Origin of the sequence: uncultured Oribacterium sp. (genome assembly GCF_902481605.1) — a bacterium.
In the GTDB taxonomy this organism is placed as follows: domain Bacteria; phylum Bacillota; class Clostridia; order Lachnospirales; family Lachnospiraceae; genus Oribacterium; species Oribacterium sinus.
Genome location: NZ_CABSXI010000001.1, coordinates 94,576 through 117,735, shown reverse-complemented (window position 1 = coordinate 117,735; position 23,160 = coordinate 94,576). Strand labels below are relative to the sequence as shown.

At 44.5% G+C, this 23,160-nt stretch carries 20 protein-coding genes; 5 read left to right on the top strand and 15 right to left on the bottom strand.

All coding sequences use genetic code 11. The features are described from left to right. Nucleotides 1-68: 68 nt before the first annotated feature. The 9 genes from hydF to prfA form a co-directional block, all read right to left on the bottom strand. Nucleotides 69-1,385: a [FeFe] hydrogenase H-cluster maturation GTPase HydF gene (gene hydF / locus RDQ32_RS00560; RefSeq protein WP_308578697.1), complete on the bottom strand. Its 1,317-nt coding sequence runs from the start codon at nt 1,383-1,385 to the stop codon at nt 69-71. A 180-nt stretch (nt 1,386-1,565) separates the two neighbouring features. Beyond that, a complete protein-coding gene (gene hydG / locus RDQ32_RS00555; protein ID WP_308578695.1) occupies nt 1,566-3,020 on the bottom strand; it encodes a [FeFe] hydrogenase H-cluster radical SAM maturase HydG in 1,455 nt (484 codons plus the stop codon). Between the two features lie 174 nt (nt 3,021-3,194). Further along, nucleotides 3,195-4,274 carry a [FeFe] hydrogenase H-cluster radical SAM maturase HydE gene (gene hydE, locus RDQ32_RS00550; protein ID WP_308578693.1) on the bottom strand — a complete coding sequence of 360 codons (1,080 nt, stop codon included), beginning with the start codon at nt 4,272-4,274 and terminating at the stop codon, nt 3,195-3,197. Continuing rightward, the gene (locus tag RDQ32_RS00545) at nt 4,261-4,512 is read right to left on the bottom strand and encodes a TM1266 family iron-only hydrogenase system putative regulator (protein WP_304069895.1); all 252 of its coding nucleotides are present in this window, start codon (nt 4,510-4,512) and stop codon (nt 4,261-4,263) included. Before RDQ32_RS00545 ends, hydE begins: the two co-directional genes overlap by 14 nt. Nucleotides 4,513-4,679: 167 nt before the next feature. Then, nucleotides 4,680-5,378 carry a hypothetical protein gene (locus tag RDQ32_RS00540; RefSeq protein ID WP_040649068.1) on the bottom strand — a complete coding sequence of 233 codons (699 nt, stop codon included), beginning with the start codon at nt 5,376-5,378 and terminating at the stop codon, nt 4,680-4,682. A gap of 44 nt (nt 5,379-5,422) precedes the next feature. Continuing rightward, the gene (locus tag RDQ32_RS00535; RefSeq protein ID WP_308578691.1) at nt 5,423-6,235 is read right to left on the bottom strand and encodes a GNAT family N-acetyltransferase; all 813 of its coding nucleotides are present in this window, start codon (nt 6,233-6,235) and stop codon (nt 5,423-5,425) included. Nucleotides 6,236-6,600: 365 nt separating this feature from the next. Continuing rightward, nucleotides 6,601-7,755, bottom strand: a complete 1,155-nt coding sequence (locus tag RDQ32_RS00530; protein ID WP_308578689.1) for an L-threonylcarbamoyladenylate synthase — start codon at nt 7,753-7,755, stop codon at nt 6,601-6,603. Nucleotides 7,756-7,770: 15 nt separating this feature from the next. Continuing rightward, on the bottom strand, nt 7,771-9,510 hold the full coding sequence (locus RDQ32_RS00525; RefSeq protein ID WP_308578686.1) for a glycosyl hydrolase family 18 protein: 1,740 nt from the start codon (nt 9,508-9,510) through the stop codon (nt 7,771-7,773). 198 nt (nt 9,511-9,708) lie between these two features. Continuing rightward, nucleotides 9,709-10,785 (bottom strand): peptide chain release factor 1, encoded by a 1,077-nt coding sequence (gene prfA / locus RDQ32_RS00520; protein WP_007157084.1) that lies wholly within the window; start codon nt 10,783-10,785, stop codon nt 9,709-9,711. Between the two features lie 248 nt (nt 10,786-11,033). Here prfA and RDQ32_RS00515 point away from each other — a divergent pair, with 248 nt between their 5' ends. After that, on the top strand, nt 11,034-11,324 hold the full coding sequence (locus RDQ32_RS00515) for a glutaredoxin (protein ID WP_308578684.1): 291 nt from the start codon (nt 11,034-11,036) through the stop codon (nt 11,322-11,324). Between the two features lie 15 nt (nt 11,325-11,339). On the opposite strand, the gene RDQ32_RS00510 is transcribed toward RDQ32_RS00515, so the two are convergent. The 6 genes from RDQ32_RS00510 to RDQ32_RS00485 all read right to left on the bottom strand — a co-directional run bounded on the left by RDQ32_RS00510 (nt 11,340) and on the right by RDQ32_RS00485 (nt 17,021). Further along, the gene (locus RDQ32_RS00510) at nt 11,340-12,128 is read right to left on the bottom strand and encodes an acyl-CoA dehydratase activase (protein ID WP_308578682.1); all 789 of its coding nucleotides are present in this window, start codon (nt 12,126-12,128) and stop codon (nt 11,340-11,342) included. A 32-nt stretch (nt 12,129-12,160) separates the two neighbouring features. After that, a complete protein-coding gene (locus tag RDQ32_RS00505) occupies nt 12,161-13,312 on the bottom strand; it encodes a double-cubane-cluster-containing anaerobic reductase (RefSeq protein WP_308578680.1) in 1,152 nt (383 codons plus the stop codon). Nucleotides 13,313-13,355: 43 nt separating this feature from the next. After that, nucleotides 13,356-14,120 carry an amino acid ABC transporter ATP-binding protein gene (locus tag RDQ32_RS00500; protein WP_308578678.1) on the bottom strand — a complete coding sequence of 255 codons (765 nt, stop codon included), beginning with the start codon at nt 14,118-14,120 and terminating at the stop codon, nt 13,356-13,358. 152 nt (nt 14,121-14,272) lie between these two features. Continuing rightward, nucleotides 14,273-15,226 (bottom strand): transporter substrate-binding domain-containing protein, encoded by a 954-nt coding sequence (locus RDQ32_RS00495; protein ID WP_308578675.1) that lies wholly within the window; start codon nt 15,224-15,226, stop codon nt 14,273-14,275. Between the two features lie 81 nt (nt 15,227-15,307). After that, a complete protein-coding gene (locus tag RDQ32_RS00490; protein ID WP_330606939.1) occupies nt 15,308-15,982 on the bottom strand; it encodes an amino acid ABC transporter permease in 675 nt (224 codons plus the stop codon). A 139-nt stretch (nt 15,983-16,121) separates the two neighbouring features. After that, nucleotides 16,122-17,021, bottom strand: a complete 900-nt coding sequence (locus RDQ32_RS00485) for an AraC family transcriptional regulator (RefSeq protein WP_308578672.1) — start codon at nt 17,019-17,021, stop codon at nt 16,122-16,124. 267 nt (nt 17,022-17,288) lie between these two features. Between RDQ32_RS00485 and gnpA the strand changes: the two genes are divergently transcribed. The 4 genes from gnpA (at nt 17,289) to RDQ32_RS00465 (ending at nt 23,119) form a co-directional block, all read left to right on the top strand. Further along, nucleotides 17,289-19,481: a 1,3-beta-galactosyl-N-acetylhexosamine phosphorylase gene (gene gnpA, locus RDQ32_RS00480; RefSeq protein WP_308578669.1), complete on the top strand. Its 2,193-nt coding sequence runs from the start codon at nt 17,289-17,291 to the stop codon at nt 19,479-19,481. A gap of 257 nt (nt 19,482-19,738) precedes the next feature. After that, a complete protein-coding gene (locus RDQ32_RS00475; RefSeq protein WP_308578667.1) occupies nt 19,739-21,055 on the top strand; it encodes an ABC transporter substrate-binding protein in 1,317 nt (438 codons plus the stop codon). 118 nt (nt 21,056-21,173) lie between these two features. Continuing rightward, the gene (locus tag RDQ32_RS00470) at nt 21,174-22,079 is read left to right on the top strand and encodes a sugar ABC transporter permease (RefSeq protein ID WP_308578665.1); all 906 of its coding nucleotides are present in this window, start codon (nt 21,174-21,176) and stop codon (nt 22,077-22,079) included. 155 nt (nt 22,080-22,234) lie between these two features. Then, the gene (locus tag RDQ32_RS00465) at nt 22,235-23,119 is read left to right on the top strand and encodes a carbohydrate ABC transporter permease (protein ID WP_308578662.1); all 885 of its coding nucleotides are present in this window, start codon (nt 22,235-22,237) and stop codon (nt 23,117-23,119) included. Nucleotides 23,120-23,160 lie beyond the last annotated feature (41 nt).

Below are 23,160 nucleotides of genomic sequence, written 5' to 3'. Positions count from 1 at the left end.
GACTTCGTTATTGACTTCTTTAGTGATTTCTTTAGTGATTTCTTTATTAATCTACTCGTTGCATTCTATTATAGCATCTCAATGGAGCGTTCCAAAATGCCTGTCATCTTCGCCATAGCCAGTCCGTAATTACAAATGGGAATCTTCTTTCGAAGAAAGTCCTGATAACGACTCTCCACTTCTTTTTCACTAAGCATACAGGCCCCGCAGTGAATCATTATCTTCACCCGCTTCTGTTCCTTCTCCGGTAAAAATCCCTTGCCCTCCGAATATACAAACTGAAGCTTCTTTCCGCTATATTTTTCCAACATTCGAGGAAGCTTTACCGTACCAATGTCCCCACATTGCCGATGATGGCTACAGCCCTCTGCAATATAGACTCTGTCCCCATCCTCCAAGGTGGAAAGCGTAGCACAGCCCTCCAAGGCATAGCTTAGAAATCCCTTGTATCTTGCCATCAGAATGGAAAAGGAGGTCAATGGCATAGTCTTAGGAAGTGTTTGATTCACCTTGGAAAATGCCTGAGAGTCCGTAACCACCAGCTTGATTTTTTCACCCAAATTTTCCAGAATCCTCGGAAGTTCCTCCACCTGGCAGACCAAAGGAATTCCATTATAATCCAAAATGTCTCGAATCGCCATTTGTTGCGGTAAAATCAGTCTTCCTTTCGGAGCGGATTCATCAATGGGTGTCACCAGTACCACAAAATCTCCCGGCTCCACCAGACCGTGAAAGAGCCGCTTTTTCTCTTCCTGAAGGCTTGCTAAGGGTGCAAAGGCATTCTTTACTGCTTCTACCCCCTCCTTGGTTTCGGAAGACACTAAAAAAACCCCCTGAAATGGCGTATCCTTTTTCCGAGAAATCCAGTCCTCAATCTGCCGTCTTTCTTCAGAAGAAAGTTTATCTGACTGACTAAGCAAAAGGAAGGAGGGAATCTTATTTTCCTGAAAAAGTCTAAGGTAGGAGGCCTCCTTCTCCGGCAAGAAAAGGACTTCCTCCTGCCCCTCTATATCTGACAAGAAAAAGCCTTCCCCCTGCGCCTCTTTCCTTGCAGGCAGAACGTCCTTGGCGGAAAGAAAGTCCTTTGCGGGAAGAAATAAGAGGGCAATATCCGTTTCCCGAAGTACCTCTTTGGTTCTTTCCACCCTCATGCTTCCCAGCTCCCCCTCATCATCAAAGCCCGGGGTATCAATCAGGAGCACCGGCCCCAGAGGAAGAATTTCCATGGATTTTCGCACCGGATCGGTAGTAGTACCTAAAGTCTCCGAAGTAAGGGACAGCTTCTGTCCGGCAATGGCATTAAAAAAACTGGATTTTCCCGCATTTCTCCTCCCGAAAAATGCGATGTGAATCCGCTCCCCCTGAGGGGTGTCCTGTAGACTCATCTTTTCCTCCTATAGTAAAAAGCCTTAGCTATAGCCGTAAGCGCAAAAAAACATCCTCTATGAAAGGGGCTGTGAAAAATCAAAATAAATTTCTAAGCAATATAGGTCTGAAATTGGGGGTATGTTCTCAGACTCCCCTGCATTCAGACCTATATCGCTTAACTTGGATTCTATATTGCTTTAGAAATAAAAGTCTCTCTTATTGGACTCGTAAATATTACTGATGTGATCCTTGGCAATGTTCCGTCGTTTTTCATTGGGGATGGTAAGAAGCTCTTTCTCGATTAAGTCTTCTCCGCACTTCTTGGTACCCTCACTGGCATAGTCGGTGAGGAACTCCGCCAAGGTCATTAAGGCATTGGGATGACAACAGTTTTGAATCTGTCCGGATTTACACAGCGCCATAAAGCGATCTCCGGTTCTTCCCTCCCGATAGCAGGCAGTACAGAAGGAAGGCAGATAGCCAAGATCCATCAGCCATTTTACCACCTCATCCAGGCTTCTCTGGTCGGAAACATCGAACTGCTCCGTATCATGGGGACGCTCCTCCTCGGAATAGCCTCCTACAGAGGTTCTGGATGCGCCGGAAATCTGAGAAATTCCGATGGATAAAGCTCTTCCTCTAACGGCTTCGGACTCTCTTGTGGAGATAATCATACCGGTATAGGGCACGGCAATCCGGATGCAGGCAATGATTTTCTCAAAAATCTCATCATCAATACCATTGTCAAACTGGCTGGGATCAATGTCGGAAGCTCTCTTCAGTCTGGGCACGGAAATGGTGTGGGGCCCTACACCGTGTACTGCTTCCAAATGCTCCGCATGCATCAGAAGTCCTGCAAACTCATAGCGATACTTGTCCAAACCGAAGAGCACGCCGATACCTACGTCATCAATACCGCCCTCCATGGCTCTGTCCATAGCTTCCGTATGATAACGATAGTCATGCTTCGGTCCGGTTGGGTGGAGCTGTTCATAGCTTTCCTTATGATAGGTTTCCTGGAACAGGATATAGGTACCGATACCGGCTTCCTTAAGCTTACGATAATTTTCCACGGTGGTTGCCGCAATGTTTACATTGACACGGCGGATATCTCCATTTTTATGATGGATACTGTAAATGGTTTTAATACTCTCCAAAATATACTCAATGGGGTTATTAACGGGATCCTCTCCCGCCTCTAAAGCCAGACGCTTGTGCCCCATATCCTGAAGGGCAATTACCTCTTTTCGAATCTCCTCCTGGCTGAGCTTTCTTCTGGCAATGTCCTTATTCTTCGCATGATAAGGGCAGTACACGCAACCGTTTACACAGTAATTGGAAAGGTATAAGGGTGCAAAAAGCACGATACGATTTCCGTAAAAAGCCAGCTTAATCTCCTCCGCCAGTTTAAACATTTTCTCGTTTAAATCCGGTAATTCGCAAGCCAATAAAACCGAGGCCTCCCGATGGCTCAAACCATCGCAATGGACTCTGCCCTTCTCATCATATACCGGCTTTGCCTTTTCCAAGATTGACTCTATATAAGCCCGGTCATTCTTATGCTCATCGGCAAATGCCAAAGTTTCCAGGATTTCTTCATGGGAAATAAATTCTTCTGCTTTAGACGATTTTGGATTATAGATTGTACTCATAATACTCCCTTCTTCCGGTTCGAATTCCTCTTTAGGAAAATGTGTTAACGTTCCGTTCAGATTGGAAGGCATAAATGCTTTCACCTGATTAATAGACTCTTAGATTTTTTTGTTTCACACTTGGCATAATTCGCCAAATACCGACTTTCTCATCTTTGCGACGAAGCGGTACTTCTATGCTTTTTCATATCTTGCTTCTTTTGCTTTCTTCGCATCTCCTCTATCCACCAGAAGCTTGGCTCCTACAGACTCCATTCTTCGGCTTAAGCAGGCACGACACTGAGCCGCCTCATCACCGGTACAGATTTTGTTGTCATAGAGAAGATATTTTTTTCGCACTGCCGTGGGAGACAGATTGGGCATTAAGACATTTGCCCCTGCTAAAACTCCCAGCTCCCTTCCTCTTTTGTCAATGGTTCCCAGAGCTGTGGTGGCGGGAATCAAAAGATTCGGTTGAATCAAACGCAACATGGATAGGAGAAAGAGAGTGTCCTCCAAACTGCCCTGCTTTTCCTTTGCAAAAATGGTGCTGTGCTGGGGAATGAATGGGCCAATCCCGCACATATCCGGCTTAAATTCCTGTATAAAGTACAGATCCTTTGCCAAACTTTTACTGCTCTGCCCCGGAGAACCTACCATGAAACCACAGCCTACCTGAAAGCCGATATCCTTTAGATCCTGAAGACAACGCATCCTGTTTTGAAAGGATAATTCCTTTGGGTGGAGCTTCTGATAATGGGCTTCATCCGCGGTCTCATGCCGAAGAAGATAGCGGTCTGCTCCGGCCCGAAAATACTTTTCATAGGATTCTTTGGATTTTTCCCCAATGGAAAGGGTGACCGCGCAATCCGGAAACTCTTCTTTGATTGCCTTTACAATCTCTACAATCCGCTCATCCGTAAAGTAGGGATCTTCCCCTCCCTGTAAAACAAAGGTACGAAATCCCAGTTGATGTCCTTCCCGACAGCAATCCAAAATTTCTTCCTTTGTCAGGCGATAGCGCTCCACCTCTTGGTTTTCCCTCTGAATCCCGCAGTAGTGACAGCCGTTCTTGCAATAGTTGGTGAACTCGATTAATCCTCTGGTATACACCCCATTGCCATAGTATGCTTCGGTACACTCCTTTGCCAGGTTCTTCGCCAGCTCCTCATCCTCTTTCGTCCTATTCGAAAGAATCAGCTCATATTCTTCCAAAGACAAATGATGGGTTTTTTGTAGCTGACGAAGCAAATCTGCTACTTTACTTGCTGGCATAGGCAGTTTTTACACTGATTTCCGGGATGTTCCCAATCTTTCCCGCCAAAGCGGAAATCGTGTCGTTGGGGGCATCCAGAGCGATGGATACAATGTTTACTCCCTTCTTCTCATAGGGCAGTCCCATTCTTCCTACGATATAATCTCCATACTCATGAAGCAGCTGATTCAATGCATCAACGGACTCACGGTTTTCCACGATAATGGCCATTACCGCAATTCTGCTTTCCTGTTCCATAATTGAACCTCCTTTTACTATAGTACTGTCAGATTATTTTACCATATTGCCAAGGGAGAGGCTATAGGGGAGTTTATTTTTGGAGAATATTATAAAATCCCTCAGAAGTTGCCGTTCCTGGGGGATTTGCGTACTGCATGAGTACTTCTATTTTACATTTCCTTGTCCTATACATGAATCGCATCGGATGCATTTATAGAATAAATTGTAGCATGCTTCAAAGCATTCCCATATTTCTTATTTTGGCCTGCAAGCATTAGCACAGGAAGTATAAAAGCCTTAATGAAATACAGAATTGTCCAAATCACAGTGTTTTCGAATTGGTAAGATTTCGTTACAACTCCATAAAGTAAAGTAGAATTCAGAATCAAATTAAATGTTGTGGCCAAACTAGCAGTCATTAGATTCGTCCGTATTTCGGGATGATAAAATTTTACTGCATATAGGCCAAGTAAAGAAATGTTGTAAATACAAATCGGCTTATAATCTTTCCTATAAACTACCAGTGTTTTTCGATTATAAAACAAAAACTTTTTTCTTACATAATGGGCTTCATTAATCCATACATGGCTTACAGCAGTAATTTCCGTCCAGGGCACAAGTAAATCTATTTTACAAAGGTAAATCCCCTCCTCACCAATGCTACATTTCCAGCCTATAAAAGAAAATAATAAAATGAGAAAGAGACTGATTCCCGAAAGGATATAGTTTATCTCCTCCTGACCAATACTAACCATCCCTTGAAAAAGCTCCAGTTTCTCACCACTCTTCTCGGTAATAGTCCAAAGGAAAAGAAGAGGAAGGATCACAACGATAAACAAATAGTAGCGATAATAAATACTATGAAACTTAATTCCTTTTTTCATCCTAAACGAAACTCCAACACTATGCATTAAACCTGTCAAAAAGATCATGCTTCAATCCTAAACTCCAAAAGATGCCCTAAAAGCTCCTCCGCCGGTACAGCGAATTCCTCTGCAAGCTCCTGCAAACGTTCATCAATCAAATACTTACTTTGCCTTTGATAATGCATTAATCGCTCTCCGTGAAGAAAGCTCTCACTGATTCCATTGGGCTTTGCCCCTAACTTCCGCATCATACCGATAGAAGCTTCATTGTCCGCATCCACCCGTCCTCTATAGACAGACTCTCCGGTACGGCGCTTTAAGGCCTTCATCAAAAGTCTTAAGCTTTCTGTACCGATTCCCCGTCCTTGATATTGTTTTTTCAAGGAAATGCACAATTCCCAAGGGCTTGCCTGTAGATTTCGGATTCCACAATAGCCTAAGAATAGTCCATTAAAAGAAAATATACTGTAATAGGCTCTATTCCTATAGTGGAAGCTGTTCCAAAGATTCTTTAAAAATCTTTGATCGGAAAAGGCCGCCTTAAAGAAGGAAGCATCATATTCCACCTCCATATAGCCTTCCCTATCTTCCTCTGCAATTCCCAGCAAACAAAGGCTTTCTCCCTCCGCCAGAAGCTCCCCTGCCTTCGGTAAAATGCTTTCATCAAAAGCAGGATTCCTCTCCTCCAGAACTTCTTCCTCTGCGAAATGAAGTTCCTCCTCTAGTGCAGAAAAGAGGCTGCAAAATCGCTCTGCTGCCCCTTCTTTCTTGTCACCCTGTTCAATTTTTTCGATTTCTTTCAAACCTTCCAATATTTCCGAGAACAACATCTGTTCCTTCAAGTGAATATTTCTGTCCTCCTTCAGTACTTTCATAGCCACCCCTCTCTGTAGGTCGCCGTCCCACACTCTATAATTCTCCAAGCCTTATTGCCGGAGAATATTTTTATACCGAAAAGGCTATCTTTCTAGCTTTAGGATACACCCAAGAGTATGGGATTTCTACACTTTAGAGCATAAAAGTTTTTTGCAATCCTGCTAAAGCTTTAAATTATTTTTCATTTTTTTCAAAATTATAATTTTATGGGTTTTCGATGTCTATGAAATTTAATAAAGAAAGAGATTATAAAGAAAGAGATTATGAAGCAAAAACAACCCTAGCTTTCATGCATCATAGATCTGAAATGGGGGTAATCTGAGCCCGTCAGTACTTACTGAAAGCAAGTACCTTCCTTTATCCCTTAGACATACAAAATCCTTTGTCCTGCTGCCTTCTTTAAGCGATTCATTAAGGCAAATCCTACTCCTTCTTCGGAATAGCACTCTCCCAAAATCAATTCCACTCCCTCTTCATCCGCCTTACGAAGCAGTCGAAACAAATTATGGGTCATGGATAGGGGTTCCTCTCGCCTACCTAAAATTTGCACTGTAAAACGACCATCCCCCTCATATAGGGACGCAGTATCCTCTCCGCAAAGAATCCAGATCCTTTTCTCCGGAGATACCGAGAGTTCCTTCTCCCCATAGGAAAGGATGGCTTTTGCTACAGACTTTTTCACCTCTTGCTCCGGGCAATCAGAAAGTTCCTCCCCCCCGTAGGAAAGGATAGATTTTGCTATGTCCTCTTGTCCTGCCTTTAAGTCATTTTCCTCTTCTTCCTTTTTCTTAAAGAGTATCATCTCCGCCTTAGGTGCATAATGCCGGTACTTCATGCCGGGAGCCTTTGGGGTAAAGCCCTCTGCCATGCTCTTTCCCAATAAAGTCGGGTCAATGGCCACCTTCTCCCCTAAAAGCTCTTCCAAATCTTCCGGAGTGATAGCTCCCGGACGAAGCAGGGTGGGACAGTTTTCACTTAAATCCACAATGGTGGATTCCACCCCGATGCCTACTGCTCCATCCTCTAAAATCCCCTCAATTCTCCCTCCCAAATCTTCAAATACATGAGAGGCCTCTGTGGGGCTGGGGCGTCCGGACAGATTTGCGGAAGGTCCTGCAATGGGAAAGCCGCAGGCGCGAATCAGGTCGAGGGTTAAGGCATTTTCCGGAGAACGGAGAGCCACCGTTTCCAGTCCTCCGGTGCTTTCCTTTGGCACAATGTCGGACTTTGGCAGTACCAGTGTCAAGGGTCCCGGCCAAAAGGCTTCCATCAGCTTCTTTGCCTTTTCCGGTAAAGCCTTCACCAAAGGATAGACCTCTTCTATAGAGGAAACGTGCAAAATCAAAGGATTATCGGAGGGTCTACCCTTAGCGGCGTAAATCTTTTTTGCCGCCTCCTTATCCAAACCGTTCCCTCCTAAGCCGTATACAGTTTCTGTAGGGAAAGCCACTAAGCCTCCCCCCTTTAGAATCTCAGCGGCCTCTGAAATCCCTTCTTTTCCAAAGATTTTTGTCTTCATCCTGACGCCTCTATTTTAAGATGTTTTTTCTTCTAAATTCAGAATAGACCAAAAGCCCTGAGGCTCCTGTCCCAGCTTCCAAGCCGCAACACCTTGAATGCCCTTTTCCCGAAGCAGGCTCATCTTTGCTTCCATGGACTTTTCATCCTCCATCCAGATTTCCTTTTTCTCATTTCCATCCTGAATCACACCGTAGTATTGACCAATATCCTCTTTCCACTCTAAAGGAACATTTTTCTCTGTAATCCATTCCTTGGCCTTTGTGATGGAAAGAGCCTCGGAACGGAGCTTTCCGTTTGTATCGGTAATCCACACTCTGGTATAGAAAGGAAGGGCGATAATCACCCTGTTCTTATCCATCTTCGCAGCACTTTCGTCAATTCCCCTCTCCACATAGCTTAAAGAGGACACGGAGCCTGCTTCCTCGGATCCCGCATAATGCTCGTCATAGCACATAATGACTACATAGTCGCAAATTTCTCCCAGCTCCTTGATATTGTAGTAAGCATTATAAGAATAGGGAACATAGCAATCCACGCTCAAAAAGAGCTCCTCGGTACGGCAGGCAATGGACAGCTCCCGCATGAATTCCAGATAATCTCTGGCTGCGCTTTCCGGTAAAAGCTCAATGTCCACATTGATACCGTCAACCTGCTTTTCCTTTAAATCCTTGACCAGATTTTCAATTAAAGCACTTCGATGCTTTGCCGCAGAAAAAAGTGCCTTGGCATCCACCTTTCCCGCATCAAAGTTATTCAGGGTGGCAAATACCTTCTTTCCTGCTGCATGAGCCTTGGCTACATAGTTGGCATCACTATAAGAAATAAAGTTCCCGGCATTGTCGGAAAGCACATACCAGGTAGGTGCCACAATATTTGCCTCAGCTGCATTGGGAAGCAAAGTATCCAAAGTATTATTGGCTTCCCGGGTAGTAATCTGGTGGAAGGCCAAAGTCGGATGGACTCCTTCTCCCATACTTTTATGAGAATAAACCGGAGCCCGGAAGTCGGAGCTCTTTTCAATCTCCACCTCATCCCCTAAACGACTGTTTCGAAGATAACCGATAAAGCCGTCCTTGGTTTCCACCTTGGACCACTTCTCCATTTTCTCCAAAACAAGAACCTTATCTCCCTTTTCCATATCCGTAAGGATAGGGCTCTTTACACCTCCCTGTACGCGAACCGCCTCTTTAGCCGTTAAAGTAGCCTGCTTTTCCTTACCAAAAGCATTGTAGAGGAAGACTCTCTTATGCTCCGTATCCGTAAAGTTCTCCACTTCCAAAGCGGTATGGGACTGAATCAGTGAGAGGCTGAGGAAAATGTTTTTCCCATCCACAAAATAGGGAAGCTTTCCCTCCTTTCCCTTTTCTCCCGGCTGATAGATTTCCACAGAATCCGGCAAAGCATAGCGAAGGGTTTTCTCATCATCGTCATAGTAAAAACGAATATTTAATTGCTTCACCACAAAGCCATAGGGAAGATACACCTCTCCGTCCTGCATTCTTCCCAGAGTCAGTACAGAATCTTCCACCTGCTTTTCATGGTTTAAATACAGCTCCACATTGTCTCCGGATACGGAAAAATAGCTGTTAAAATCCGCTCTGGCTTTGGTAGGCATATATTTCTTCACATAGTAAAAAAGCCCTGCTCCGGCAAAAAGCAAAATGAAGCAAAAAAAGATCAGAAAAAAAGGAAGCAGGCTCTTTCCCTCACTCTTCCCCCTTTTTCTGCTCTGTCTTTCTCTTTGTTCTTCCATTCCTTACCCCTTCTAAACTTTTATCGATAAATTCACTATTCCAAGTCCTATGCCCCTTTTGTTTTGCATCTTAATCCTTTTCTTTCTTCTTATAACACCGTGGGAAAGACTTGAAAATTTCCTTAACACTCTATATGGAAACCATTTTATTATACAAAAATCCCCCCTTTTCCCCATTAAGAAAAGGAGGCATTTTCCTTAATTCTTCTCTTCCAAACGAGCCAGTTTCTCTGCCTGATCCTCGGTAATCAAAGGATCGATTAAAAGATCCAGATCCCCGGAAAGTACTGCATCAATGTTGTAAAGAGTAAGCTTAATTCTATGATCTGTCACTCTTCCCTGAGGGAAGTTATAAGTACGAATCTTCTCGGAACGGTCTCCTGTTCCCAGCTGAGAACGCTTTTCCGCCGCATTTTCCGACTGCTGCTTTTCCAGCTCGATTTCATAAAGTCTTGCTCTCAAAAGTCTCATAGCCTTCTCTCGGTTTTGCACCTGAGAACGCTCTTCCTGACACTCTGCCACAAGACCTGTAGGCTCATGAATCAGTCGAACCGCAGAAGAAGTCTTGTTGATATGCTGTCCACCTGCTCCGGAGGAACGGAAAACCTCCATACGCACATCCGCAGGATTGATTTCTACCTGCACATCCTCTACCTCCGGCATAACCGCCACAGTTGCAGTGGAGGTATGAATTCTTCCGCCACTTTCCGTCTCCGGAACACGCTGTACTCTGTGTACCCCGGACTCATATTTTAAACGGGAGTAAGCACCGTGACCGTCTACAATAAAGACTACTTCCTTTAAACCCCCAAGGCCGGTTTCATTAAAGGAAACAAGCTCTGTCTTCCAGCCTCTTTTTTCCGCATAGCTGGTGTACATTCTATAAAGCGATCCGGCAAATAAAGCCGCTTCCTCTCCCCCTGCACCGCCACGAATTTCCATTACGATGTTCTTATCATCATTTTCATCCTTAGGTAAGAGGAGAAGCTGAATCTCCTTGGTAAGTCTCTCCTGGTCTTCCTTGGCCTGCTGCAATTCTTCCTTGGCCATCTCCAGAATTTCCTTATCCTTTTCATTGTCCAAAAGGGAAAGAGCCTCCTCTTCACTTTGCTCCGCCTTTCGGAAAGCCAGATACGCCTTATAAATCGGCTCCAGGCTGGTCTGCTCCAAAATCAACTTTTTATACTGACTAATGTCGGAAACCACCTCCGGAATCGTCAGGTTATGCATAATTTCTTCGTAATGCTTTTTTACTTCTTCTAAATTTTCAAACATCCTTTACTCCTTGTAATGGAATTTTTCCCAAGAGGGGATTCAATGCTGTAAGACCTGCACGCCTAAAGGGGCTGTCTTGGCTCTACACTATGCATTAGAAAAGGGAACGCCTCATCTCTATACTATGCACTTGCAAAGGGAACTATATAGCAAAAAGCCTCCCCCTGTCAAATGGGATTTCCGCTTGACTCCGTGCTATATTTTCGTATAGTGATAAGGGAAAAGAAATTCACTAAAAAGGAGGAAATATGAAGGTTCAAATCGTTGGTAGTCATATATGTCCGGGATGCGTAGAAATTCTGGAAAAAATGAAGAAAAGAAATGTAGAGGTGGATTTTGTAAATATTTTTGAGGATTTTCACTCTCTGAAATATTATCTGATGTTACGGGAGCAGGAGGACTGCTATGCGGAGATTCGGAAGCAGGCCCTTCAGTCTGATTATCCTGAAAATGGCAGACTGGGCATTCCTTGCATGATTCTTCCGGACGGAAGAAAGTTTTTGGATATGGATGAGGCCTTGAAGGCTTTGGAAGCTTAATAGCTCCAAAGCCTCCTACATTCTACCCTTTTCTACCTGCTCCTTTGCCAGCACCGCAGCGCCCAAGGCTCCGGCATAGCGGGCATTTTTATGGGAATGAATGGGCTTGCCGATTTTCTCCGATAAAATCTCCTGAAAATAGGCCGCTTCACAAAGCCCTCCAGTAAGATAGACCTCCGGGCTTTGATCTCTGAGCCTTCCCAACATTTGCACCACCTTTCCTGCAACGGATTGCAGGATGCCGTAAGCAATATTGGCTCGTTCAATCCCCTGTCCTACCAAGGAAATCACCTCTGATTCCGCAAAAACCGTACACATGGAGCTGATTTTTACCTCTTCGGTATGCTTCTTGGCAAGAGAGTTTAAGTCCTCCATGGAAATGTTTAAGCGGTTTGCCATAACCTCCAAAAACTTCCCGGTTCCTGCAGAGCATTTGTCGTTCATAAAAAATTCTTCCACGGTTCTCCCCTTACAGGTAATGACCTTGGTATCCTGACCGCCCACATCGATCACATTCATGGCTTCATTCCCAAAAAGAGCCATGGCTCCCTTGGCATGGCAGGTGATTTCCGTCATGGTTTTTCCCGCAAAGGCCACCGCGTTTCTACCGTAACCCGTGGCAATGCAGGCATAATGTTCTTCATCCATGGGTTCTTCCAATCTTTCCCCAATGGACTTTAGAGCCTCAAAGCTACTCCAGCCGGTAGGTACGGAAAAGGCTTGAAGAATCTCGCCTTTTCCGTCTAAAACCACCGCCTTTCCCGCTGTGGAGCCTATATCAATTCCTAAATATTTTCTCTCCATCTTCCCTTCCCTACAAAAAGACTAAAAAGGAATTACAGCATCTCGATAAATGCTGCCACACGGGTATTTAACTGTCCCACATCGGACTGAGAGTAGTCAGTCTCTACGTTAAGATAAGGAATGCCCTTTTCTTCATTTACAAAGCGGCGAATCTTGTTGGTTTCAATAGCATAGGTATGGCAGGCCTGCAAGGTCATATCCAAAACACCATCCGCATGATACTCACTGATCATCTCTCCCAAAGTCTGGAAACGGTTATTATTCGGTGTCATTACAGAGCAGCCGATAGCCAGATATCTTCTGGAAATTGCCTCGTAGATATCTTCAGCATTTTCATCCACCTGAATACCGATAGCCTTTTCTCCTGTACAGTTTTCATATCCTACTACCACACCGCCATTTTCCTCTACCGCACGAATGACCTTCTCGGTAGCTCCTCCGATAGGGCAGCCTGTAATCAGTATACGGGGGCGCTTCTCAAAATGCTTTCCTGCCTTATATTCCTCTTCTGTCTTCTGCTTTAAGGCAATGACCTCCTCCGCCAATGCCGCTCTATCAAACTTAAAGGTAGAGCCGTAGAGTACCTTAAAAACATCATATCCGGAAATCGGTGTAGGATCGTGCTTCATGAGTCCGTAGAAATCCTTTAATGCCTGATTGGCTCTATTGTTGATTCTAGTGGCTTCTCTAACCATCTCGTCGGTAATCTCTACCTGGAATTTCTCGGAAAGATAGTCCTTTAAGCGAATGATTTCATTTCTATAGAGCTGAACTGCCGCCTCTGTCTGCTCATGGGGCAGCCGCAGGAAGAAAACGTCCTTAAACTCACTCATCAGTTCGTACATCTTCTTCTTTCCGTCACAGGTGCTTTCTCCCACAACCACATCGGAAAAATAGAAAAAGGGGCACTTGTCGGTTTTTGCAAAACCATAGCTTGACTTAATCAAAGGGCAGAGATTCTTGGGTAGATCCTTTTCCGCCTCTGCAATGGTTTCATCGGAAGTTGAACAAAGAGAAACACTGGCCGCTCCTGCCGCCATAGCAATTTCCTTCGGAAAATATGTACAATAAGATCCTACAATGGGCTTCCCCTGGTCCTTCCATTCCTTCACCATCAGGAAGGACTTCTTTCTCTGCTCCGCAAAGCTCTCAAAAATCTCCGGCAAATCCTGTACAAGTTGCATGTTTGTCTCCTTTCCAAAATAGACGCAAGTAGAATATATTGTGCTACAGCTCCTCTTCCCTCCTGACAAAAGAGAGAAACTGTTGTAACCTTTCCTGTTTGGTATCGGAGAAAAACCCCTCCGGTGGGGCATCCACCTGAATCTTCCCTTCTTCCATAAACAAAATTCGGTTTGCCACCTGTCTGGCAAAGGAAATTTCATGGGTGACGATAAGCATGGTGCGCCCCTCTTTCGCTACCTCTTGTATGGTAGCCAAGACTTCCTTTACCCACTCCGGATCCAGAGCCGAGGTGGGTTCATCGAATAAAATCACCTCGGGGTTTACCGCCAATGCTCTGGCAATGCCCACTCTTTGCTGCTGTCCTCCGGACAGCTTGGACGGATAGAAGTCCATTCTATCCCCCATCCCTACTTGCTCTAATAAATGCTTGGAAATTTCTTCCGCCTCCGCTTTGGGCATCTTTTGCACCTTCGTTAAGGCTTCCATAACATTTTCCAAAGCAGTTTTGTTTTTAAACAGGTTGAACTGCTGAAAAACCATGGAGGATTTCCGCCGTAAAGCATAAACTTCTTCCTTTGTGTGGGACTTTGCATCCACTGTACATTCCCCGATGCGAATCTTTCCTTCGCTGGGTACCGTAAGATAATTTAAACAACGAAGCAGGGTGGACTTTCCCGTTCCGGAGGGACCAATGATGGCTACAATATCTCCTTTATGAATCTCCAAGGAAATATCCTTTAAAACCTCTGTTCCTCCCGGAAAGCTTTTGGACAAATGTTCAATTTCTATGAGCACTTCTTTTGCCACGGATTGTCCTCCCTACTTCTATGCATAATCCTTTACATACTTCTTTGTATGCTTCTTTACATAATTCTTTGCATACTTCTTTGCATACTTCTTTACATACTTCAATATGTACTGCTGTATGAATACTCTTCTTATACTCTTCCGCTTATTTCTTATTCCACGGTAAAGCCAAGCTCACTGTAAGGAATAATGTTCTTGGTCATATCGGAATACATATATTTCTCTACAATCTTTGCTACAGTTCCGTCCTCCAGCATGTCGGAAAGAACCACATTTACCTCATTTCTTAAAGCCTTACCTTCATCAGTTTTTGCAAAGTAGTAAGCAACGTCGTTGGCATAAAGTCGCTCATCCAAGAAACGAAGCTTATTGTTGCTGGCATTTTCCCACTTATAGACTGCGGAGTCTGTGGAAGCAAAGGCATCCAGTCTTCCCAAAAGAACATCCTGATATCCTGCGGAACCGTTCTCTCCCTCATACAGGGTTACAGTAAAGCCCTTTTCCTGCCCCATTCTTTCAATGGTCTGCTGGGCAGCCTGTCCGTTTAATACTCCAACCTTCTTATCCTTTAAATCATCGAAGGTCTTAATGGCACTGTCTTCCTTTACCACTACGCACTGTGCATCTCCATAGTAAGGTACGGAGACCAAATACTTCTGCACCCTGTCAGCATTTACCGCATAACAGTTTGCCGCCACATCCGCTCTTTTCGCATCCACCTGTCCGAAGGTTGCTCCGGAGCCGGTGGCCTGCATCACATCAATGGTCCAACCGGTTCTGTTTCCTATTTCCTTCCAGATTTCCGCATCAATACCGGTCCAGTTGCCCTTATCGTCAATCAAGCTGTAGGGCTCTCCCCCACCGCTGGTCGCCACATGGACGGTTCTTCCTTTTGTGATTTCCACCTTGGCACTATCACTGCCTGCTTTCTCTGTAGCTTTCTCGCTTTCTCCCGCCTTCTCCTCGGCTTTCTCAGAAGCCGCCTCAGTAGCCTTCTCACTGGCATTTTCGCTTCCTGCCGCAGTTGTTGCCGTCTTAGCTCCTCCGCAGGCATTTAATGCCAATGCAGCCAAGGCCAAAGCAATCCATAAATTCTTTTTCTTCATTTTTCTTCCTCCCTATACAAAAGTTTCGCTTTTCCAAGCAGTAGCCAAGTTTTCTTTGAATTTTCCTAAGGAAAAGCTCTTTTAGTAAGCTTCCTTTAGACGCTTCTCCACTATTTTCCGGAAAAAATCAAAGAAACTAATCACAACCCAGTACACCAGCATCACTGCCCCATAAACTTCAAAATAACGGTAGCTTTGGGAGCCTTCCGTTCTGGCTGCTCCCATGATATCTGGAACCCCCAGCATAAAGGCTAGGGAACTGGATTTGATCAGATTGATAAAGTCATTAAAGAGGGGTGGTATAGCCACACGAATTGCCTGAGGCAAGACAATGCGGTATACCACCTGAAAGTGAGTCATCCCCAAAGACAGAGCCGCTTCTTTCTGTCCTTCTTCTACAGACATAAGGGCTCCTCGGATGCTTTCTGACATAAATGCTCCAACATTGACACTCAGCACAAAGGCTACTGCGGAAATCGGTGTCATGTCTCTTACAAGAACACTGTAAACCGCCAAGCCAAAATAAAAGAAATAAAGCTGGGCAACGATGGGGGTTCCCCGCATAAAGGAAACCAAAAATTTACATAAGGGGTTTAAAATCGGAACCTGATAATAAGAAATAATGGCAATCAAAATGCCTAAAACCAGGGAGAAAAATGTTGCGATTAAAGCGATTTCCAGGGTTACGGGAACCTTTAGGAAAATCTTGGGAACCACAGAAAAAAAATAAGAAACATCAAACATTGCGCTATCCACTTTCCTCTATACAAGCCTTAAAATTCGTGTCAAAAAGAAAATTTTTCTTTTATAGGATAAACGAAAATGCATAGCATGACAAATTCTGAAAACTTATAATTCTCTATTATTATAGGGAATTTAAATAAATATCTTCCCCTTATGCCTCTTCCGCCAACGACCTTATGGACTGAGCATACTCCGAAGGAGACATATCACACTCTTTTTTAAACTGCCGGGAAAAATAATGAATGGAGGAGTAGCCCAGCTGGTCTGCAATCTGGGTAAAGTTTAACTGCCCCTCTCGAATCATCCGCTTTGCGGTATCAATCTTCATCTTATGGAAGAGTTCCATCACTCCCATGCTTCCCACTTCCTGAAAGAGCTTTTGTAAATGAGAACGTCCCAAGAGCATATCCCGACAGATTTCCTCTATAGTAAGCTTCTCCTGAATTCTTCTTTCCAGATACTCTACCACGCTGTTATAAAGCTCCCGTTTCCGATTTCCCTTTTCCACAAAATACTCCGTACTTCTCCCCGGTAAGGGCAAAGAAAAATACCGTCTGTATAAGGAAATCAAAAACTCCGACAAATACTGCCGAATAAGCTGTTGCCCACCGAAATTTTGCTCCGGAGAGAAAAGCAGCTTCTTTTGGTAGGGCTGATCCATTCTCCCGCTGAAAACATTGCTGCCTTCTTGAATAATTTTCGATAAAATCCGCTTTTCCTGCTCCGTAACGGAAAGACATTTTCTGCGAAAATGCCAAAGAGCCGGACTGTGACAGTAAAAACTGATGACCACAAGGCTGGGCGCACTCTTTCCGTTGGTTAAGACATTATGAAACTCATTGGGTTCATGAAAGAGTATTTCTCCCTTTTTCAGGGGAATCTCCTTCTCTCCCGCAATAGCGGTGATTTCTCCGGAATCCACACAAACAAATTCCCAAAAGGGATGAGCCTCTCCGGGAAAAGCAAAATCTTTATGGTATTGAAAATAATGAAGAGATACCAGTTCCAAAATCTCTATAGAATCCTGCAAATACACGCTTTCGTAATCCATTCTTCCCTCCCTAAACTTGCCTTTACCCCCAATACCGATACATTTGTTTTAGTTTCAGCAGTTAATATGCACTTAAAATGCACTTAAAACGTACTTAAAACGCCATGGAAGCTTAATAAACTGTTTTCCTCTATTGTCCTCCGGCATCGCTATACTATTCGATTATACCAATTAAATCGCTAATCATGCAAATATATATTGCCATTTTTTATGCTTTTTGCACTAAAATACGGAGTAGATTTAGAAATTATACAGAGGAGCAGCATTATGGGAAAACGAACAGGACAATTAACTCTTCCCGGAGAAGAGAATTTTTTTGAAGAAACCAAGGAGCTGGTGGAGCGTTTAGGAGCGGATGCCATCAGAGACAGTGACGGCACGCACTTGGATCCAAAAAGTAAAACCCTGCCGGTAAAAATTTACAGCACTTATTTTGTAGCCAGAGGGCACAATGAATTTGCAGAAAAGCATCCGGAGGAGTGTCAGCAATTTTATCTGATGTCAAAGCCTCTAACCGCCTATTCCTCCCACTTGGAAATCCCCTATATGGAAGGCTTCTTTCCGAAGCAGGTAAGTCCGGACTTTGACCATGATCCGAAAAAATGGTGGGAGCTTATAGACCGTAGTACAGGGGAGGTGGTAGAGCCCTCCCTTTGGAGCCTAAAGACAGAAAAGAAGGAAGAGGAAAATCAGTATCTCCTGATTCTGGAAGATGCTCTTCCCTTCCACCGTTATACCCTAAGCTTTTTGGCCTATGCCCTTTGGGATCCCACAGAGCTTTATAACCACATTACCAACCAGTGGGGGGATAAGCCCGGAGACATCCCTTTTGATATTCGGAAGCCCCACAGTAAGGCCTTCGCTAAATCCTGTCTCAGCCAGTGGTTGGCAGAACACCCGGATACGGATGTGGTGCGCTTCACCACCTTTTTCTACCATTTTACCCTTCTTTTCAATCATGAAGAAAAGGAAAAATATGTGGATTGGTTTGGCTATGGAAACACCGTTTCCACAGATGCTTTAGAGGCCTTTGAAGAGGAATACGGCTATGCTCTTCGGCCGGAGGATTTGGTGGACGAGGGATATTTCAACAGTACCTTCCGTATTCCCAGCAAGGCTTATCTGGATTACATGGATTTTATTCAACGCTTTGTGGCCAAGGAAGCCAAGGAGCTGGTGGAGCTTTGCCATAAGGAAGGCAGAGAAGCCATGATGTTCCTGGGAGATAACTGGATCGGTACAGAGCCCTACGGAAAATATTTTCCCTCCATCGGCTTAGACAGCGTGGTGGGAAGCGTGGGAGGAGGGGCTACTCTTCGTCTGATTTCCGACATTCCCGGAGTCCGTTATACCGAAGGGCGTTTCCTTCCCTACTTCTTCCCGGACAGCTTCTCTCCCGGTATGCATCCCGAAAAGGAAGCCATAGAAAACTGGATTAGCGCAAGACGGGCCATTTTCAGAAGTCCCATTGACCGCATCGGTTACGGCGGATATTTGAGCCTGGCCTACAAGTTCCCCGCCTTTTTGGATACCATGGAAAAGGTGGCGGAGGAATTTAGAGCAATTCATCAGGAAGTAAAGGGGCAGAAAGCCTACAATAAATGTAAGGTAGCCATCCTGAATGCCTGGGGAAAAATTCGTTCCTGGCAGGCTTACATGGTGGCGCATGCCCTGTATTATCAGCAGATTTACAGCTATTTCGGTATTTTAGAAGCCCTGTCCGGTATGGCGGTGGAGGTGGAGTTCCTCTCCTTTAGCGATCTTTTGGAAAATGGAATCCCAAAAGACATTGATGTCATCCTGAACGCAGGGGATGCAGGTACCTCCTGGTCCGGTGGAGAAATCTGGCAAAATGAAAGGCTTTGCACCATGCTACGGCAATTTGTCTATGAGGGTGGCGGCTTTATCGGTGTGGGAGAACCCTGCGCTACGCAGTATCAAGGCAGCTTCTTCCAGCTTTCCGATGTGCTGGGTGTAGAGAAGGAGCTGGGCTTCAGCCTTTCTACAGACAAGTATTTTAAAACGGAAAAGACCGCTCACTTCCTATTGGAAGACTTTTCCAAAGAAGAACTTTCCTTTGGGGAGAGTAGGAAAAACATTTACGCAACGGACAAGGATACAGAGATTTTGGAATACAGCGACGGTTCTGTGCACCTTTCTTCCCATGCTTTCGGAAAGGGTCGAGGCATCTATATGGCAGGACTTCCCTACTCTCCGAAAAACACCAGACTTCTTTTACGGGCTCTTTTATACAGCTGTGGTAAGGAAAATGAATACGCTCTCTACCAGGCCACAAACCCCTACTGTGAAGTGCATGCCTATCCAGAAAAGGGACTGCTTGCAGTTTTAAACAATAGTCAAGAGCCTCAAGATACCGGCTATTATGACGGAAAGGGAAGGCTACAGGAAATCCATTTGGAAGCCGGAGAAATGCAGTGGCACAGGGCAGAAAAACTGTAAACTATATACGTAAAAGAATAACAAAAAATAAAGCAGAAAAGTACATAACATGATAAGCCGGGACAGCACGCAGTCAAAAGGACAAATGCTTTACACAATCGTATAAAGATTATTTAGGAAATTCTCCCTATACTTAGAAGAAAATAACAGATGTTTTTGTTCCTTCTATATAATTCATAAAAAATAAGAAGAAGCAGAACAAAAAGAGGAAATCCCCTACAGTAAGCAAGGGATTTTTCCGGAAAACGGAGGAAAAAATGAAAAGAAAATTATTGTACCCCATCGCCGTAATGGCATCCTTAGCCCTTGCGCTTACAGCATGCGGCGGCAGCCAAGCAAAGGAAAGTGCAAAAGATGAAAAGGGCGAAAGCAAGGCTGATGCAGGTAGTGAAGCTGCAAAGGCTGATGCTTCCGCACAGAGTGGAGACGGATTAGTATACTGGTCCATGTGGGAGGCTACAGAGCCACAGGGACAGGCTTTGAAAGAAGCAATTGATGCTTTCACCAAGGATACCGGCATTGCCGTAGATGTTCAGTTTAAGGGAAGAACCGGAATCCGTGAAGGATTACAGCCCGCACTTGATGCCGGAACCAACATTGACCTTTTCGATGAGGATATCGACCGTGTAAACAAGACCTGGTCTGCTTATCTTTTAGATTTAGAAGAATTGGCAAAGGCAAATGACTACGAGAAAACCGCAAATGCCGGCCTTATCGCGGCTTGTAGAGAAGTAGGCGGAGGAACTTTAAAGTCTATTCCTTACCAGCCAAATGTATTTGCTTTCTTCTACAATAAGGCAATCTTCGATGAAGCAGGCATTAAGGAAGTACCAAAGACCTGGGAAGACTTGGACAAGGCTTGTGCTTTAATCAAGGAGAAGGGCTATGCGCCTATCACCAGTGATGACGCTTACATCTTAAGCAGCTTCGGATACCACCTGTCCAGAATCAACGGCTATGAGAAGGCCTCTCAGATTGTGAAGGACGGAAAATGGGATGATCCTTCTGTTCTTGCAGTAGCTAAGGCTTATGAAGACTTTGCTAAGAAGGGCTATTTCTCCGAGAGCATTGCCTCCAATGTTTGGCCGGCAGGGCAGAACCAGGAATTGGCTGCAGGAACTGCTGCAATCTACTTAAACGGTTCTTGGCTTCCAAACGAAGTGAAAGACATTGCCGGCGACAACTTCCAGTGGGGATGCTTTAGCTATCCTGCAGTAGAAAATGGAGTAGATGGCGTTGAAGCGGCAAACTTCGGAGCACAGGTATTGGCAATCAACAAGAATTCCAAGCATGCTGAAGATGCATTCAAGTTAATCACCTACTTCACCAAGGGTAAGTACGACCAGAAGCTTTCCGAGATGTCTTTGGGAATTCCTGCAGACAGCGACAATAAGGAATGGCCTGAGATTTTATCCTCTGTAAAGCCTGTTATGGAGAGCTTAAAGACTCGTTATCCATGGGCAGCTTCCGCAGAAGATAATGCGGATATGACTCCGATCTTAAAGGAGAACTTCACAAAGCTTTGCGGTGGCAGCATCACTGCTGAAGAGTTTGTAAAGAATTTACAGAAGTAATGAAATAGTAAAATGACATTTGACGCTGTGAAAAAAGGAAATCAGGGCCCTCCTCTAATCCGGGGAGGGAAATGCCCTAAAACTTCTTTTTTCACAGCCAATTTTTTAGGAGGCTACAGTGAAAAAGAATTCTGCTATACTATTTGCCTTTGTCAGTCCTGCGGCAATTCTCTTTCTTTTGGTGTTTCTTTATCCCATCCTGAGAACCTTGTGTATGAGTTTCTTTAAGATCGACGGGGTAACGGATACCTTTTCAAAATGGCAATTTGTGGGATTGGAAAACTATCAAAAGCTATTAAGCACCACCCTTTTCCGGATTTCTATGGGAAATCTCTTCCGGATTTGGGCTTTAGGGGGAATCCTGGTGCTCAGCCTTTCCCTTCTTTTTGCCGTAATTATAACCTCCGGCATTCGTGGCAAAAGCTTTTTCCGTGCCATGATTTATCTTCCCAATATTGTTTCTGCAGTAGCCTTAGCCACCATGTGGCTCCAGTATGTTTACAGCCCGAAATTCGGCTTATTGAAGAGCTTTTTCACCATGGTTCATCTGGACAAGCTGGCCAAGATTCAATGGCTCAGCAATGACCATAAGTTTATGGCTCTTTTGATTGCCTATTGCTTCGGTATGGTGGGCTATCATATGTTGATTTTTGCCAGCGGTATCGAAAGAATCAGTGGAGACTACTTTGAAGCTGCCACCTTAGACGGCGCCAATAGACTCCAGCAATTCCGACACATTACCCTTCCTCTTTTAAAGGGAATGTTCCATACCAATATCACCATGTGGTCTGTCAGCAGCGTAGGCTTCTTCGTCTGGTCCCAGCTTTTCTCCACGGTAACGGCGGATACCCAGACCATTACTCCTATGGTCTATATGTATATGCAGATTTTCGGAGCGGGAAACAGTGTTACGGAGCGAAATGCGGGAATTGGAGCCGCGGTAGGGGTTTGCTTAAGCCTTTGCGTAGTCCTAATCTTCCAGCTTTGTAACCGTCTTTTCCGGGACAAGGATTTGGAGTTCTAGATTTGCTGAAAATACTATCGCTAAGATTCCAAAGTATTTTCCGTTATAAAAAATCTTACTCCTAAATCCAGGATGGCTAAATCATTTTTTCAAAAGTCCATAAAGCTAGTCTGTGTAAAGATAGAATTGGAACATAAACAAGAAGGAGAAACAATATGTCATTCTTTTCCAAAGAAAAAACTTATAGAGAACCCATACGGTGGCAGAAGGAGTTGCGTTTAGCCCCTGCTTATCTACTGCTTTTGATTTGGATTTTCTTCACCGTGATTTTGCTGGGTTGGGTGGTTTTGGCCAGCTTTTCCACCACCAAGGAGATCTTTGCCAATAAGTTGCTTTCCTCCGGTTTTCACTGGGAGAATTATGAAAAGGCCTGGGTCAATTCCGATGTATCCACCATCTTTTTTAACTCTCTCTTTTATTCTCTGAGCTCCGTTTTTCTTTTGGTTGTAGTCTGTGCCCCGGCAGCCTATGCTCTTTCTCGATTTTCCTTTAGGGGAAATCAGCTCATGCAAAATGCCTTTGTGGCTTCCATGGGTGTACCGGTGGTCATGATTGTTCTGCCCCTCTTTGCCATGGTGGCAGGACTGGACATTTTGAATCATGTAATTCCCAACAAGCTTACCCTGATTTTCCTCTATGTAGGCATCAATGTACCTTACACCACGATTTTCCTGATGGGATTTTTTGCCAATATTTCCAGAGCCTTTGAAGAGGCTGCCGCCATTGACGGTTGTCCTCCCGGAAAATGCTTTTGGCAGATTATGCTGCCTATGGCACAACCGGGCATTATCACTGTCAGCATTTTCAACTTTATCAATGTTTGGAACGAGTACTTTATCTCCTTAATCTTCGGAAACTCCGACCAGGTGCGTTCTGTGGCGGTTGGACTCTACTCCATGATTAACTCCATGAAATATACCGGAGACTGGGCAGGGATGTTTGCCTCTGTCATCATTGTCTTCTTACCCACCTTTGTACTCTACCTCTTCCTTTCCGAGCGAATTATTGCCGGAGTAACCGGAGGCGGTGTAAAGGGATAAAAAGCGTAAATCCTTGCAGTGCAAAGCTGCAGTTTTTTCCT

Bases quoted from the DNA above. Each gene is read 5' to 3' on its own strand.
- hydF (WP_308578697.1), bottom strand. From the start codon at position 1,385: ATGAGTCTACAGGACACCCCTCAGGGGGAGCGGATTCACATCGCATTT.
- hydG (WP_308578695.1), bottom strand. From the start codon at position 3,020: ATGAGTACAATCTATAATCCAAAATCGTCTAAAGCAGAAGAATTTATT.
- hydE (WP_308578693.1), bottom strand. From the start codon at position 4,274: ATGCCAGCAAGTAAAGTAGCAGATTTGCTTCGTCAGCTACAAAAAACC.
- RDQ32_RS00545 (WP_304069895.1), bottom strand. From the start codon at position 4,512: ATGGAACAGGAAAGCAGAATTGCGGTAATGGCCATTATCGTGGAAAAC.
- RDQ32_RS00540 (WP_040649068.1), bottom strand. From the start codon at position 5,378: ATGAAAAAAGGAATTAAGTTTCATAGTATTTATTATCGCTACTATTTG.
- RDQ32_RS00535 (WP_308578691.1), bottom strand. From the start codon at position 6,235: ATGAAAGTACTGAAGGAGGACAGAAATATTCACTTGAAGGAACAGATG.
- RDQ32_RS00530 (WP_308578689.1), bottom strand. From the start codon at position 7,755: ATGAAGACAAAAATCTTTGGAAAAGAAGGGATTTCAGAGGCCGCTGAG.
- RDQ32_RS00525 (WP_308578686.1), bottom strand. From the start codon at position 9,510: ATGGAAGAACAAAGAGAAAGACAGAGCAGAAAAAGGGGGAAGAGTGAG.
- prfA (WP_007157084.1), bottom strand. From the start codon at position 10,785: ATGTTTGAAAATTTAGAAGAAGTAAAAAAGCATTACGAAGAAATTATG.
- RDQ32_RS00515 (WP_308578684.1), top strand. From the start codon at position 11,034: ATGAAGGTTCAAATCGTTGGTAGTCATATATGTCCGGGATGCGTAGAA.
- RDQ32_RS00510 (WP_308578682.1), bottom strand. From the start codon at position 12,128: ATGGAGAGAAAATATTTAGGAATTGATATAGGCTCCACAGCGGGAAAG.
- RDQ32_RS00505 (WP_308578680.1), bottom strand. From the start codon at position 13,312: ATGCAACTTGTACAGGATTTGCCGGAGATTTTTGAGAGCTTTGCGGAG.
- RDQ32_RS00495 (WP_308578675.1), bottom strand. From the start codon at position 15,226: ATGAAGAAAAAGAATTTATGGATTGCTTTGGCCTTGGCTGCATTGGCA.
- RDQ32_RS00485 (WP_308578672.1), bottom strand. From the start codon at position 17,021: ATGGATTACGAAAGCGTGTATTTGCAGGATTCTATAGAGATTTTGGAA.
- gnpA (WP_308578669.1), top strand. From the start codon at position 17,289: ATGGGAAAACGAACAGGACAATTAACTCTTCCCGGAGAAGAGAATTTT.
- RDQ32_RS00475 (WP_308578667.1), top strand. From the start codon at position 19,739: ATGAAAAGAAAATTATTGTACCCCATCGCCGTAATGGCATCCTTAGCC.
- RDQ32_RS00465 (WP_308578662.1), top strand. From the start codon at position 22,235: ATGTCATTCTTTTCCAAAGAAAAAACTTATAGAGAACCCATACGGTGG.